Here is a 14,050-nt window from a genome sequence, read left to right on the forward strand (position 1 = left end):
GCTCAGTGCGCGGGCTGGTTGCTGGGGGTGTGGGCCTCTTCGTAGACCTGCTTGAAGGCCTCCAGCAGTTCGGGGCTGGCCTCCTTGGCGGTGGTTGTCCGGCGGTATTCGGCATAGGCTTCCACCCAGTCCAGGTTTTCGGTGTCTACCGGGGTGGGGCCTTTTATTTCTGCCTCTGGGGTGTGAAACTCCACCTCGAGCAGATCCGGCAGCTCCTTGAACAATCGCTCGCGCAGGGCGGCGTTGCCGGGGCCTTCGATCACAATTTTGCTGTAGCCAGGAAAAGTCCGCACCTCCTCCCAGCGGCGATCCAGGGTTTCACGGCTCAGCCGGAAGGTTTTGAGCGGCTTGCCCCAGCGCTCACGGATGGGGTGTACCCGGGCTGGTAAGCCTGGCGCCACCTCCACAATCAGGGCGCCCCGGTCGCTGTTTTCTCCCTCACCAAAGTCGAGCTGGATCAAAGAGCCCGCATACCAGGCCAGCGGGGCCTCGCAGACCTGCTGCTGGCGGTGCAGATGGCCCAGGGCCACGTAGCTCAGGGTCTGGGGAAAGTCGCCCGGCTGGATGGCGTAGGTGTTGGTGGTGTGAAAGGTGAACTCGCCGCCCCCCAACTGGCCGCCCTCCACGGTCAGGTGGGCCATCAGCAGGTTGAGGTCGCCGCTAAAGCCGGTAGCCAGGTTTTTCAGAATCAGGCCCATGCCCTGGCCATAGGTTTTCTTCCACTCCGCGCCGTCGCCCTGCAGCAGGTCGCCCGCCTTGACCAGCCGTCGCTCCGACAAAAAAGGCAGCAGCGCCACCCGGGCCCCGAGGGCCTCCACCACCCCGCCCTGTTCGGCAAAGCGCAGGTTGCCAAACACGGTGGCCCCGGTCAGGGAGAGCAGGGGCGAGAGGGCCTCGAGGCGCTCGCGGCTGTCGTGGTTGCCGGCAATTACCAGGGCCGGAACCTGCAGCTCGCGCAGGCCCACAAAAAACTCGAAGGCAGCGGCCTCGGCTTCGGTGGACACCACGCTCCGGTCGAAGAGGTCGCCGGCCACCAGCACCAGCTCGATGCGCTCGGAGCGCACCAGCCCCAACAGGGCTTGCAAGGCCTGTCGAATTTCCGGGGTGCGCTCCCGCCCTTTGAGCACCTTGCCCAGGTGCCAGTCTGCTGTGTGCAGAATACGCATGGGCTGATTGTACTTTTACCTGCTGGTTTTGGGTATTGAGTTTGCTAGGTGCCCTACCGCTGATTTTCCGCGTCCGGGGGCTCCTACGTTCGCAGCGCTCAGGCCACCGCTACGGGCTTTTCGGCAGGTTGCTGGGCCAGGGCGGCCTTGGTGCTCTCGATGGCGACCTCGATCATATCGTCGGTGGGTTCCCGGACGGTGAGCATCTGGAACTTGAAGCCCAGCCAGCGGAAGAACCTCGAGAGGGGGTCGTGGTGGGCGGCGGAGTAGCGCAGCACCTCGAAGGAGACCGCGGCCACCACCGGAATCATCAGAAGGCGCGGGAAAATCCAGTACCAGGCCACCGTGAGGGGTGGGAAGAAGCTGTACACGAACACCCCCACCACCGCGGTGAAGGCGATGAAGCTGGTGCCGCAACGGGGGTGGTAGGCCGGCTGGGCCCGCACGTTTTCCACGGTGAGCTCGAGGCCCTTCTCGTGCGCGGCGATGGCCTTGTGCTCGGCCCCGTGGTACATGAAGAAGCGCTGCATATCCTTCATGCGTCCGATAAACACCAGATAGCTAATCAGAATGGCGGTCTCGAACAGCCCGGCCACCACGTAAAACAAAAAGCGGAAGCGCTCCTCGTCCACCAGCAAACCCGCCAGCCGGGCCGGCAGCCACACAAACAAAGCCAGGCCGATCACCAGCGAGACCGCCAGGGTGCCGTACATGGCCGCCCCCGAGACCTTCTCGTCTTCTTCCCCGGCCAGTTCGGCGCTGCGCGACAGCGACTTGTAGGAGATGCTCATGGCATCCCACAGCGCCACCACGCCCCGGATGAGGGGCAGCCGGGCCCAGGGGTACTTTTTGGTCAGGGCCTCTTCCTCGTGTCGCTCTACGTGAATCTGCCCGTTGGGCAGCCGCACCGCCAGGGCCCAGGCGTCGGCGGCCTTCATCATCACGCCCTCGAGGGCCGCGCTACCCCCTAGAGCGGCCTGATTGAGAAAAAAACCCAGTTTGCGGAAAAGTTTTATGCCGGGTAATCCAAACTTCATCCGAACCATCTTAGCGCATTGGCGCAATCGCACGACAGAAGGGGATGAGAAACAGCTCTATCGCAAAATGGCCCGCACCGGCGCGGCGTCGGCCCCCTCGAGCTTCAGCGGCAGGCAGACGAGTTCGTAGTCGCCCGGGGCCACCCCCTCCAGGGCCAGTCCCTCCACGATATAAACCCCGGCCTGGGCAAAGGCCTTGTGGGCGGGCAGGTCTTTGGAGGTGAGGGGGTCTACGCTGGGGGCGTCGGTGCCGTAGAGCCTGACACCCTGCGCGGCCATGTACCCGGCGGCCTCGGGCAGCACGTGCATAAAGGTGTGGGGGAAGCTCGGCCAGATACTGGGCTGTCCGGTGTAAAAGAGGGTGCGCTCGGCGAGCTGGATGGTTTTGAGGAAGTCGGCCGTGAGGGCTTCCTGTCCACGCGCATCCACCACCCGGCAGGGGCCTATGAGCACCTCGAGCGGGACGCTTTCCAGCTTGCCGCCGTCGTCCACGTAGTGCCAGGGGGCGTCGAGGTGGGTGCCCAGGTGGGTGGTGGTGGTAAATTTGCCCACGTTCACGCTGTCGCCGCCTGCGATTCGCGCGACCAGCTCGTAGCTAAAGGGGGTATCGCCGGGCCAGACCGGCACGCCAGGGTGGATGGGGCGGGTGATGTCGATCATGACCCGATGATACGCAAAATGTGGTGCTCGAGGGCCTCCACCGCCTGTCGGATGCGCCACTGGGCCTTGTCGCGCACACCGGCCATGTTCGATACCGCCCGTAGCTCGGCCCCGGCCAGGCCCAGCCACAAACAGGTCTGGGCAAAGGCGGCCCCCTCCATGTTCTCGAGGTCGGCCTCCCATTTGCGCGCGAGCTGGTGGGCCTCGGTGGGGTTCTCCGAGACCAGGTCGCGGGTCAGAAACTGTTTGCCAGGCAGGCCCAGTTTGCTCTTAAGTTCGTCCGTGAAGGCTTTGTCCAGCGGAAAGCGGTTGTGGTAGGGCCTGGAGGCCACCACCAGGCTGGGGAAGCCCAGGCCCTTCAGGCCCCCATCCCGCACGCCCAGGTCGGCCTGAATCTCCCGCTCGGCCAGGGCGCAATCGCCTAACTGCAAGCCCGAATCGGCATAGGCCCCCGCAATGCCAAAGAGCAGCACCCGCTCGAACCTGCGTCGCTGGACGAAAGCGGCCAGGGTGGCGGCGGTGTTGACCTTGCCAATGCCGCACTCCAGCCAGACCCAGCCCGCCCCGCGCAGCCCCGCGCGTCCGTGAAAATCGAACTTCTGGCCTTTGAGGAAAGGGGCCTCGAGGCGCGTGGGAGAGAGCAGGAGCAACGGTAGGGTGGGCACGATTTAATATTTTAGCATTGACTTTAGTTTGCCCTCTATCAAAAAATGGTCATCAACTCGACAAAAAAAAATAAGATGCTAACCTCCGCTCGAGGTACCTCAGAAAGGAGGTGAAAGTTGCGCCCTAACTTCGAAATTGCTTTAGCGGCTTCTCATACCAAGAACAAGGAGGGTATAGGTGGGTTTCATTGAATGGTTTGTCAATCTACTTGAAGGTATAGTGTGCGCGGTTTCTTTGTGTTAAGTGCCGTGAACTTTTTATCTCAATAACCACCGTAGGGGTATCACGACTGTGCGTGACTTGATAATTGCCATCATCGTGGAAGGTTTCTGCTTCCTGGTTCCTGTCTGCTAGAAGACTAAGTTATAGCTAAGGGGGATAGCAATGCGAGACTACCTTTATACATTGGTTGACTTCGTTTTGTGTGTTTTAGGCTGGTGCTAAACTGCATTAAGCGCCTTCGAAAATAGCTCTTTGGTTGCCGGAACTATTCTGGCAACCGCTTTTGCGTGAGTGTTTAAACTGCGTGAGTGTTTAAACAATGTAAGGGTGTCCAAATGCTCAAGGTTGACTCAATAAGTAAAACCTTTCGTTCGCTGCGTAATGTGGTAAGAGCCCTCACTGGTGTTTCCCTGGAAGTAAAGCCGGGTGAAATTGTAGCCCTGTTGGGGCGCAATGGAAGCGGTAAAACCACCACCATTCGCACCGTGTGCGGCCTGGTGATTCCAGATGAGGGTTCGGTAAGCATCAACGGTTTGAGATTTGGGCAGCCAAATTACATGGCGCAGTTGGGAGCTCTGATAGACACCAATCGAGTACTTTTCCCGCGCCTATCGCCCTTCGAAAACCTAGTTTATACCTGCGCCGTCCGGGGTATGCGGCGTCCGAAGGCCCGGGAGCGGGCCAAATACCTTTTAGACCTATTGGGTTTGTGGGAAAAGCGAAACGCGCCAGCGCAAACACTGTCCAAAGGCATGGTGTCAAAGATGGCTTTTGCTGTGGCTATCGCCCACGATCCCCCTTTTGTGTTGCTTGATGAGCCGACGCTGGGTCTGGACATTGACGCGGCAGAGGTGCTCGAGGCGCAAATTTTAGGTATGGCAAAGGCGGGTAAGGGTATTCTGCTCACAACCCACCAGTTGGAGGTTGCTGAGAGGCTTTGTACCCGAGTCGCTATCCTTTCGGGTGGGCGCATCGTGGTGGATAAAGCCAAAGAAGAGCTTTTAGAGATGTTTGACCTGCAAAGCTATCGAGTTACCTTCAAGGAGCCGGTGGGCTTGCCCGAGCTACCTTTTCAACATACGCTGGATGAGTCGGGTAGGGTGCTCGAGGTGATTTTGGATTATCCTGAGCAGCTCTACGAACTGATGAGGCGACTGCACCCCAGGCCGCTCCGCTCCATTGAGAAACGAGAAGTCGAGCTAGCCGAGATATTCAGAAGCTATACAGCGCGAAAGGAGTCGCACAGTGCGTAGACTGGTTATTTTGTTTAGCGCCGAGGCCTGGCGCGCCTGGCTGGAAGAGGTGCGTTATCCGCTGCAGTTTGTGATGGGCCTGGTTTTTATGGGCCTCATTTTCTTCTTGCTGAAAGGCGTGGCCCAGCTCTCGGGGGTATCAAGCTCCAATCCAGACACGATTTTCAGACTTTTGGTGGGTTATCTGCTGGGCCTACTTGCGATATCTGCTTTAGGTGGCATAGCCGCGCAAGTTAGCAGAGAAGCAAAGTCCGGTACGCTGGAGAACATGGTGCTGTCCGGGCATGGCCTTACAGCTTTTTTTGTAACGCAGGCCCTCGCCCGCCTCGCGCCAATTTTGCTCAACACGGTAATTTTATTTCTGGTACTGACCAACCACAATAAGATCAACTTTAGTCTGAGCTGGGAAATGCTCCCTGCCATCGGATTGTTTTACATTGCGGCCCTGGGTCTGGGTCTGGTGGTGGGGGCGGTTGCGTTGCTGTTCAAGGAGATCAGAACGTTTTTTATGCTGGCGCAGTTATTGGTTTTTCCGGCAGTCATTGCCAACCTGCCACAGCTCGAGTGGTTTCCGCTGGTGCTGGGTGCTTCGGTAATTCGAGACTTACTGCAAGGCAGCGCCGTTGAAGCCTACTGGTGGATCCTGCTTCTCGCCGAGACAACGGCGGTGTTCTGCATTGGCGTTCTATTATTTGAGCTTGCAGACCGAGAGGCCAGAAAGCGGGGCCTTCTTGGTCACGAGTAGTACTTCGCTGCTCATCCGACGTCCCGGGAAGCGCTGGCTTCGGTATATCTAGCTGGATACATTGCGGATAAGGCAAAGACGGTATCAGTCCACCACCCTGAAACCCAGGGCCTCGGCCCGCTCCACGAAAAACTGGATATTTTCGCTTTTGGTCTCGCCACCCAGGCTCTTGCGTTCATAGGCTTTTTCGGCGGCTAGAATCATGGTCTCGGCTAGGCAGGCCGGCACCGCCCCCTCGCCGAAGTGCAGGTCGAGGTTGCCGGTCATGGCCCCCGGCGGCCGTACCACCCCACCGGGAATCACCCGCACCCCCGGCACCTGCTTCACCGAGGCGTCCACGTCGGGTGGCACACCTTCGTCGTAGATCCAGGCGCCGGGCTTGACGTGCTGGGGGAAGATAACCGGCTGGGGGTCGGAGGTGGCGGTGAAGATGAGGTCGGCCTCGCGGATGGCCGATATATCGGTGCTCACGATAAGCTGGGGGACGGACTGGCCTTTGCGCTCGAGGTTCTGCTTGAGGGTGGCGGCGCTTTTCTCCAGGCGTTCCTGGTTGCGTCCCACCAGAATCAGCTTCCCAACCAGCGGCGCAATCTGCCGGGCAATCCCAAAGGCCACCACCCCGTTGGCCCCTACCACCGCCGCGGTGGCTTCCTGAAGGTGGCGCCCGGACTGCTCGAAGTGGGCCAGGATGCCCGGTATGGCCGCCTTCACCGTGCCGGCGGTGTAGGCCCCGCCGTTGGTCACCTCGATCTCCGGCACGGCCTCCTGCACCATCCGGCCCTTCTCGCCCACCACGCTCCAGAAGGCCCCTAAGCCCACCACTGTGCAGCCCAGCTCCCTAGCCAGCCGGGCCCCCTGGATGGCCCGCTGGGTGGCCAGCTCGGGCTTGCCGGTAATCTGGTGGGGCAAAAGGGGGGCCGAGATCAGGTGACAGCGAATCTCCCGCCCGTCGCTGGTCTTGACCCCGCGCAACTCCCCCACCTTCATGGGCCGGATGGCCTCGGCGAGGTTTTCCACCAGGCTTTGGGAGATGAGGCCCCGCTCTACCAGCGGTCGGGCCCAGCGGAAGCGGGGGCTCTGGAACAGGTCATCTAGCGTGAGGGGATGAATCATAAAGGCGCAGACCACCTGCTTGTCCGATGGCAGCGGCGGTGGTTCGCCCAGGCGGGGCTCAGTGCCTTCCAGCATCCGCCCGATGTTTTCCTTGTAGCGCCAGAGCGCGGCCAGGAGCAGCCCCCAGGCCGCCAGCCTGGCCCAGCCGGTAATAGGCTCGAAGCTGAGCAAGAGCGCCAGCGCGCCGGGGATGGTCAGGGCGGCCAGCGAGGCGTAGCGGCTGAATAAAAGGCTCAGGGCCGCTACCAGCAAGACCACCAGGGTGAGCAGGTAGGAAAGTCCGCTCAGATGCAGGCCCAGCACCACCCCCACCAGCACGCCCGCACCCCGTCCGCGCAGCAGGGTTCCCTGGGCCAAAAGCCGGGGAGGGTAGAGGTGGCCCAGATAGACCAGGAACGCAAAGATTACCGCCCAGGAGAGCCCAAACTGCCCTCCCATCCAGACCGCCAGCAGCCCCTTGAGAAAGTCCAGCCCCCAGGCCAGGAGCACCGGGCCTGAACCCAGGCGTTCCAGGGCGTTCTCGAGGCCCAGGTTGTAGGCCGAGGCCAGGCGGGGATCCTGACCGGTCAGGCGTCGGATGGCCCAGTAGCCGAGGGGCAGGGCGCCCAGCAGGTAGGCCAGGATTGCCAGTACCAAAACCATCGGCACAACCTTACCAGATTTTGGGCGTATCGGGCATAGGCTTTTATCGGTGCTCGAGCGGCTCTTGAGGGGCTCGAGGCTTCTGGCTCATGGCCCAGATGGCGCCCAGTACCAAAACCACCAGAATAAAGATAGAAAACTGGGTCTTGTCAATCCCCGTGACCCATTCCGGGCGGCTCAGGACTTCCTTGGCAAACTTGTCCCAGCCGCCAATGGCCAGCTTGACCCCGGCAAAGCCCACCACTGCAAAAGCCACACTCTCGAAGCGCGGGTATTTTTCCAGCAGGCCCACAAAGAGCACCGCCACGAAGCGCAGGGCCAGGATGCCGATAAACACACCGGTGAAGATAATCCAGAGGTTGTCCGAAAGCGCCACCGCCACCAAGACCGAGTCCACCGCGAAGGCCAGGTCGGCCAGCTCGATCTGGGCCACGGTGGCCCAGAACTGGCGGGGGGTGACCACCTGGAGGGTCTGGGGGGCCTCGAGGTGGACTGCTTCTTTGGGCTTGGGTTTGCTGAAGTGCCGGATGGCGATGTAAAGCAGATAAACCGCCCCCAGGGCCTGAATCCACCAGAACTGGATCAGGTATACCGCGAAAACCAGGGCCATCCCGCGCAGGACATAGGCCCCCAGGATGCCGTAAAACAGGGCCCGCTGCCGCCAGGGCGGCGGTAGCTGCCTGACCATCACCCCCAGCACCATGGCGTTGTCGGCTGAGAGCACCGCCTCCAGGACAATCAGGATTCCAATAACAATCAGCGCTTGTCCGAGCTGTTCCATTGGCACCTCTGGCCGTGGCTAGGCAAAAATACAAAGCCACCACGGCCTCTTCGTGTCGTGGTGGTCTCACCTGGGCGATAAGCCCTGATTAACCGGAAGCGTACGCTTCGTACTGACGATTAATCAAACCCAAAACCGGGTGGTTACTCCCCAACCAGCCTGTAGGGTAGCAGAGTTTACGGGATGAAAAGCGAATGAGGCCACCATTTAGCTGGGTTTTTGCCAGACCGCCCAGGTGCGGTGGTGTCCCTCCATCCAGCCCTCGGCCCAGGCCCGCAGGTGGAGGCCCTGGGGCGGGTGCAGGAGTTCGCCAGGCTGCCAGTAATGTGCGGCTTGGCTGCCGCGCCGCCGGGCTTCTACTACCGTAAAACCCTCGAGGAGCACCAGACCGCCCGGCATCAGCCGCTCGACAAACATTCCCAGCAAGGGGCGGTGCAGGAAGTACGACTTGACGATCCCAGCCAGCGGGCCCGGGGGCAGGCTGGGGGAGGGGGCTTCCAGGTCGGCCTCGAGGGCCCAGACCGGAAGCTGTTGGTGAAGGGCCTCACGTTGCACGAACTCCAGGGCCACCCGGCTTTGCTCGAGCAGAATGACCGGATGCCCCCGCCGGGCCAGAAAAAAGGCGTTGCGGCCCAGGCCGCCGGCCAGGTCGAGCACCGGCCCTGCTGGAAGCTGGTGGGTATAGGCCGCTACCACCTGAGCGGGCTGGCTATGGGGCGGCTGGCTCAGGTAGTGGGCGTCCCAGTCTTTGGGCATGGTCAGGATGAGCGGCGGAAGGCCCACAGGCTGCCCAGCACCAGGATGGCGAAGGTGACGCTGAGGAAAAAGGATTGGGGCAGGTGCAAAGCCAGCTCGGGGCGGTGCAGCCAGACCTCGCTGCCGTGGCCCCAGCCTTCGAGCATCAGCTTGAGCCCGGCCCAACCCACCACCGCGTAGGCCACCGTCTCGAGCCTGGGGTAGCGCTCAATGATGGTGACCATGATGCCGGCGGCCAGCCGGATGAGCAGAATCCCGATGGCCACCCCGGTGAATATCACCCAGAATTCCCGGCTGAAGGCGACCACCACCAGCACCGAGTCCACCGCAAAGGCCAGATCCACCACGTTGATCATCACCACAACACGCCAGAAGCTGGCGGCAGCGGCCTGCTGTAGCCGGGCCTGCTCGGACTCGGAAGCCTCGGGCGGCTTGGGCCGGAAGAGGTGGTTTGCTGCCAAATACACCAGATAAAGCCCGCCCAGCAACTGAATCCACCAGATCTGGAGGATGACGGTGGCGAAGAGCAGGGCCAGTCCGCGCAGCACGTAGGCCCCGATGATGCCGTAGAGCAGGGCCCTCGAGCGCAGGCGCTCGGGCAGGGGCCGCACCATTACGGCCAGCACCATGGCGTTGTCTACAGATAAAACAGCCTCGAGCGCGACGATGATCAGAATGGCTGCGAAAGCCGATCCAAACTCCATAAGCCTAAGCCTATCATCCTGTTTCAGTTTCCGAACAGGTACACCAAAGCCGGGGCCAGCCCCTGCCGCCAGGTCATCCAGTTGTGGCCGGAGGGGCGCTCGAGGTAGGCGTGGGCGTAGCCCTTATCGGCCAGCATGGCGGCAAAACGGCGGTTGGGGGCCAGCAGCCACTCGATCTGCCCGGTCTCGCAGTAAAAGCGCAAAGGCAGGGCTGGGGTGGTCTGGTACTGCTCGGTGAGCCACTCGGGGTCGGTGAAGGAGTCGCCCCCCTCGGGCGCGGCGGTCAGACAGGCCGACTGGGTGGCGATTTTCTGGAAAGTCTGGGGATGCCGCCAGCCCAGCCAGGCCGAGACCAGACCCCCCAGGCTGGCCCCCAGCAAGCCCTTTTCTGCTGTGGGGCCGTAGTGGGCCTCCACGGCTGGGATAATCTCCTCCAGCACGTGTTGTTCGTAAGCAGGGCTGAACCAGTACTCGCTACGGCGATCCTCAGGCTCGATGAACACGATTCGCACGGGTTTGATCGCACCCTGCTCCAACAGCCCCTGGGCCACCTCGGCCAGCCTGGCGGTGCGGTAGTAGGCCACCCCATCGTGGACGAAGAGGGTGGCCTGGGCCGGCGGTTCGGGGTTGTAGACGTAGTAGCGGCGGGTGCTGCCAAAGGCCCGCGACTCCAGCCGGTGCCGGTGCACCTCTACCGCGCGCGAGGGCTGGGGTGGTGCGTTGTAGCGAAAACCGGGCAGCTCAATGGCCCTGGGATACGTCCACCAGGGGTTCTGGGCCTTGTGGGGGTTGTCGGGGTCGGGGAAGGGCTGTTGGTTTTCGTCCAGGAAGGCGTACTCCACGTAGGCCCCGGCGGGGAACTCGAGGGTCAGGGGTGCTTGGATGGGTATGGGGCGGCGGTTCCAGTCGGTAAAGTCGCCAACCAGAAACCGGGCCCCGGCGGGGGGGTGAAAAGTAACGTGGCGGTTGTGTACCTCGACCATACCGCTCCCATCATATGAGGGACGATAAGCTAGCCTGCGTTGCGCAGGCCGGCGGCGATGCCCAGCAAGGAGAGCATCAGGGCCCGCTCGAGGCCGGTGCGCTCGGGGGCCTCGGGCGGGGTGCGCCGGTAGCGCTCCAGAAGCTCGACCTGCACCAGCGAGATGGGGTCTACGTAGGGGTTGCGCAACTCGGTCTGGCGGGCCAGCACGGGGTGCTTGAAGAGCAGGGTGCTCTGAAAAGTTTCCTCCAGGATGGTTTTGGTCTGCTCGAACGAGCGGGCGATATCGGGGAAGAAACGTTCGGCCAGCTCGGGCTTGACCAGCCGCAGGTACTCGCGGGCGATGCCCAGGTCGGCTTTGGCCAATGCGATGGCGGCGCTGTCCAGGGTGGTGGCAAAAAAGGGCCACTGCTGAAACATCTCCTGGCGCAGCGCCAGCGGAATTTCCTGTAATCCTTCGGCCAGCCCGTACCAGCCGGGCAGCAGCAAGCGAACCTGCGTCCAGGACATCACCCATGGGATGGCCCGCAAATCCTTGATCTCGCGCACCCGCCCCGAGCGGTAGACCGGGCGGCTGGCGATGTTGAGCGCCCCAATCTCGCGGATGGGGGTGAGCTGTTCGTAAAACTCGAAGAAGCCCGGGCGCAGCAGCAGCTCCCGGTAGACCTGGGTGGAGCGTTCGGCGGCCCGTTCCATGGCCTCGAGCCACTCGGGTTTGGGCGGCTCGGCCTGCCCGTACAGGTCGCGGGCCGAGGCCAGGGCCATGTGGTAAAGCATCTGCTCGAGGTTGCGGTAGGCCAGCTCGGGGTGGGCGTAGCGGTCGGCCAGGGCCTCGCCCTGCTCGGTCAGGCGCATCCGGCTGCCCACCGTGCCGGGTGGCAGGCTGGCGATGGCCCGCCCCGCGGTGCCCCCGCCGCGGGCGGTGGAAGTGCCCCGCCCGTGAAAGTAGTAGACCGGCACGCCGCGCTCCCTGGCGACTTTGGTGATGGCCTCCTGGGCCTGATACAGCGCCCAGTTGGCCGCCAGGAAGCCCGCGTCCTTGTTGGAGTCGGAGTAGCCGATCATGACCTCGAGGCCCCCCCGCCCCTGCACGTGGGCCCGGAAGACCGGGTTGTCCAGCAGCCGTGCCACCACCTCGGGGGCGTTTTGCAGGTCGCCCAGGGTTTCAAAGAGCGGCACCACATCGAAGGGCAGGGCCCGCCCGGGGCGGTAGAGCCCCACCTCCCGCGCCAGCAGCATCACCTCGAGCAGGTCGCTGGGGTAATGGGTCATCGAGACCACATGCGCCCCACGGGCCTTCCACTGGCGCAGGGCCTCGAGGGCGGTTTGCAGGCTTTTGCTCTGGGGCCGGTAGCCCACCGGGGCCAGGGGCCGGGCCGTGGCCAGCTCCCGGGTTAGCAAGGCCTCCCTTTGCTGGGGAGGCAGCGCGGCGTACTGCTCGTGCACACCGCCGATTTTGAGCAGCTCGGCGGCGGCCTCGGTCAGCGCGCGCGACTCCTCGCGCAGATCCAGGCTCACCAGATCCAGGCCGAAGGCCTCGGCGTTGAGGCGGATGGGCTTCAGGCAGGCTCGAGCGATCGCCCCCAAACCAAGCTGCTCCAGGCTGCGCTCGGCTTTGCCAAGGTCGCTCACAAACTCCGCGGTGTTGTTGTAGCCGGGGCCCGGCTGCTCGCCCAGCAGCGCCCGCAGCTTGTAGCGCAGACCCATGCCAAACTGCCGGTAGGGCTCGCCTTGAAACCGCTCGGGCAAGGCCAGGCGCTTGGCGTGATCCTCCAGGGCCAGCCGCAGCTCGTGGGTGATGGTGACCCGTTCGTCGCTGAGGGATAGATCCCGGATCAGGCTGTCCACGTCCTCCACAAACCTGCGCAGGGCGGTTTCGCGGGCGTAGGCCTGGGCCCAGCCTGTCACCTCGGGCAGCACGTTGGGGTTGCCATCCCGGTCGCCCCCAATCCAGCTACGAAACACCAGCGGGGGCGAGAGGTTGGGCCGCCGGCCATAATGGGCCTCAACGGCCCGCTCGAGCCCATCCACCAGCCGGGGAACCGCCTTCCAGAGGGTGTAGGTGATATAAAAAAGCCCCCCCTTCACCTCGTCCTCCACGCTCGGGCGGGACTTGCGCAGCTCAGAGGTGCCCCACAGCAGGGCCACCCGCGCATCAAGGACCGAGCTATCCGCAGCCGCGGTCAAGTCGTCGAGGTAGAGGCTGTCCAGCAGCTTCTCGATCTCGTTGATGTGGTGGCGCTGGGTGCGGCGGCGGGTCTCGGTGGGGTGGGCGGTAAAGGTCAGATGCAGCCGCAGCCGGGAGAGCAGATCGACGGTCTGGTCATAGCTCAGCCCCTGCTGTTTGAGCGCGCCGACCAGGGCCAGAAACGACTCCCCCCTGGGGGCCCCCGGGGTGCTGTTTTTCTCACGTTCCCGATTGACCCGCACGCGGTGGCGCTCCTCGGCCAGGTTGACCAGGTGAAAGTAGGTCGAAAAGGCCCGGACCATGTTCTCAGCCTCGGACAGCGAGAGACCCCGCACGATCTCGAGGAGCTGCTGCCGGGCCTCGAGGGAGTAGCCCTGCCGCAGGCTTTTGGTCAGCTCGCGCACCTGTTCTTCCAGTTCGAAGATGCGCGGCCCGGAAAGTGTGCGGATGGCCTTTCCCAGAGCCCGACCCAGCACGTCTACTTCGCGTTTGAGCTGTTCGAACAGCCGTTCCTCGTTCATCCAGCGATAGTCTAACCGGTATGGAAGCGATTCCCCAATATTGCTTGTCGAGGACAGTTCGATTTGACGCCGGCACCGTTTGCCTTTAGCTTGATGGCATGCCCGAACGGCAGTACCTGTACAAAGGCCGCATTCTTAATCTGGCCCTCGAGGGCCGTTACGAGATCGTCGAGCACGCCGACGCGGTGGCGGTGCTGGTCGAGCAAGGCGGCAAACTGCTTTTTGTGCGCCAGTACCGCCCGGCCATCGGCAGCGAGACCCTGGAGATTCCCGCGGGCCTGATTGACCCCGGCGAGACGCCCGAGGAAGCCGCCCGGCGGGAGCTGGCCGAAGAAGCCCAGCTCACCGGAAACCTCGAGTACCTGACGGGTTTTTACCTCTCGCCAGGGTTTTGCGATGAAAAGCTGCACGTTTTTCGGGCCACCCACACCCGCCCGGCCTACGCCAAGCCCGACGACGACGAGGCCATCACGGTGGAGTGGCATTTTCCGCGCCAGGTTTTGCGGGACGCGCGCGAGGGTAGGGTGCAGATCTCGGCCTCGGCGCTGGCCGGAATCCTCTTCCACCTCAGCGCGCAGGCCCTCGAGGACGAGCCCACGGCCTACGAGTAGCCC

13 protein-coding genes are annotated in these 14,050 nt (G+C 63.0%); 3 read left to right on the forward strand and 10 right to left on the reverse strand.

Features of this window, described 5'->3' with window-relative positions; translation table 11 throughout:
* Window positions 1-2 precede the first annotated feature (2 nt).
* The 4 genes from MRUB_RS04980 to mqnB all read right to left on the reverse strand — a co-directional run bounded on the left by MRUB_RS04980 (window position 3) and on the right by mqnB (window position 3,528).
* On the reverse strand, window positions 3-1,166 hold the full coding sequence (locus MRUB_RS04980) for a metallophosphoesterase family protein (RefSeq protein WP_013013267.1): 1,164 nt from the start codon (window positions 1,164-1,166) through the stop codon (window positions 3-5).
* 98 nt (window positions 1,167-1,264) lie between these two features.
* Window positions 1,265-2,203 carry a DUF1385 domain-containing protein gene (locus MRUB_RS04985; RefSeq protein WP_015586461.1) on the reverse strand — a complete coding sequence of 313 codons (939 nt, stop codon included), beginning with the start codon at window positions 2,201-2,203 and terminating at the stop codon, window positions 1,265-1,267.
* Between the two features lie 57 nt (window positions 2,204-2,260).
* Window positions 2,261-2,863 carry a cyclase family protein gene (locus tag MRUB_RS04990; RefSeq protein ID WP_013013269.1) on the reverse strand — a complete coding sequence of 201 codons (603 nt, stop codon included), beginning with the start codon at window positions 2,861-2,863 and terminating at the stop codon, window positions 2,261-2,263.
* A complete protein-coding gene (mqnB, locus tag MRUB_RS04995; RefSeq protein ID WP_013013270.1) occupies window positions 2,860-3,528 on the reverse strand; it encodes a futalosine hydrolase in 669 nt (222 codons plus the stop codon). Before mqnB ends, MRUB_RS04990 begins: the two co-directional genes overlap by 4 nt.
* 558 nt (window positions 3,529-4,086) lie before the next feature.
* Here mqnB and MRUB_RS05000 point away from each other — a divergent pair.
* Window positions 4,087-5,004 (forward strand): ABC transporter ATP-binding protein, encoded by a 918-nt coding sequence (locus MRUB_RS05000; RefSeq protein WP_013013271.1) that lies wholly within the window; start codon window positions 4,087-4,089, stop codon window positions 5,002-5,004.
* Window positions 4,997-5,749, forward strand: coding sequence for a hypothetical protein (locus tag MRUB_RS05005; protein WP_013013272.1), 753 nt, complete (start codon window positions 4,997-4,999; stop codon window positions 5,747-5,749). The genes MRUB_RS05000 and MRUB_RS05005 overlap by 8 nt, the downstream gene beginning before the upstream one ends.
* A gap of 84 nt (window positions 5,750-5,833) precedes the next feature.
* Here the strand turns inward: MRUB_RS05005 and MRUB_RS05010 are convergent, their stop codons facing one another.
* The 6 genes from MRUB_RS05010 to MRUB_RS05035 all read right to left on the reverse strand — a co-directional run bounded on the left by MRUB_RS05010 (window position 5,834) and on the right by MRUB_RS05035 (window position 13,436).
* Entirely contained in the window at window positions 5,834-7,504 is a 1,671-nt protein-coding gene (locus tag MRUB_RS05010) for a glycerol-3-phosphate acyltransferase (protein ID WP_013013273.1), read from the reverse strand.
* A 43-nt stretch (window positions 7,505-7,547) separates the two neighbouring features.
* Window positions 7,548-8,285, reverse strand: a complete 738-nt coding sequence (locus MRUB_RS05015) for a TerC family protein (RefSeq protein ID WP_013013274.1) — start codon at window positions 8,283-8,285, stop codon at window positions 7,548-7,550.
* A gap of 207 nt (window positions 8,286-8,492) precedes the next feature.
* Window positions 8,493-9,041, reverse strand: coding sequence for a class I SAM-dependent methyltransferase (locus tag MRUB_RS05020; protein WP_013013275.1), 549 nt, complete (start codon window positions 9,039-9,041; stop codon window positions 8,493-8,495).
* A 2-nt stretch (window positions 9,042-9,043) separates the two neighbouring features.
* Window positions 9,044-9,745, reverse strand: coding sequence for a TerC family protein (locus MRUB_RS05025; RefSeq protein WP_013013276.1), 702 nt, complete (start codon window positions 9,743-9,745; stop codon window positions 9,044-9,046).
* A gap of 23 nt (window positions 9,746-9,768) precedes the next feature.
* Complete coding sequence (locus tag MRUB_RS05030; RefSeq protein WP_013013277.1) at window positions 9,769-10,728, reverse strand: alpha/beta hydrolase; 960 nt, start codon at window positions 10,726-10,728, stop codon at window positions 9,769-9,771.
* Window positions 10,729-10,757: 29 nt separating this feature from the next.
* Window positions 10,758-13,436, reverse strand: a complete 2,679-nt coding sequence (locus MRUB_RS05035; protein WP_013013278.1) for a phosphoenolpyruvate carboxylase — start codon at window positions 13,434-13,436, stop codon at window positions 10,758-10,760.
* A gap of 98 nt (window positions 13,437-13,534) precedes the next feature.
* Between MRUB_RS05035 and MRUB_RS05040 the strand changes: the two genes are divergently transcribed.
* A complete protein-coding gene (locus MRUB_RS05040; RefSeq protein ID WP_013013279.1) occupies window positions 13,535-14,047 on the forward strand; it encodes an NUDIX hydrolase in 513 nt (170 codons plus the stop codon).
* Window positions 14,048-14,050: the final 3 nt, after the last annotated feature.

The organism is Meiothermus ruber DSM 1279, assembly GCF_000024425.1.
Lineage (GTDB): Bacteria > Deinococcota > Deinococci > Deinococcales > Thermaceae > Meiothermus > Meiothermus ruber.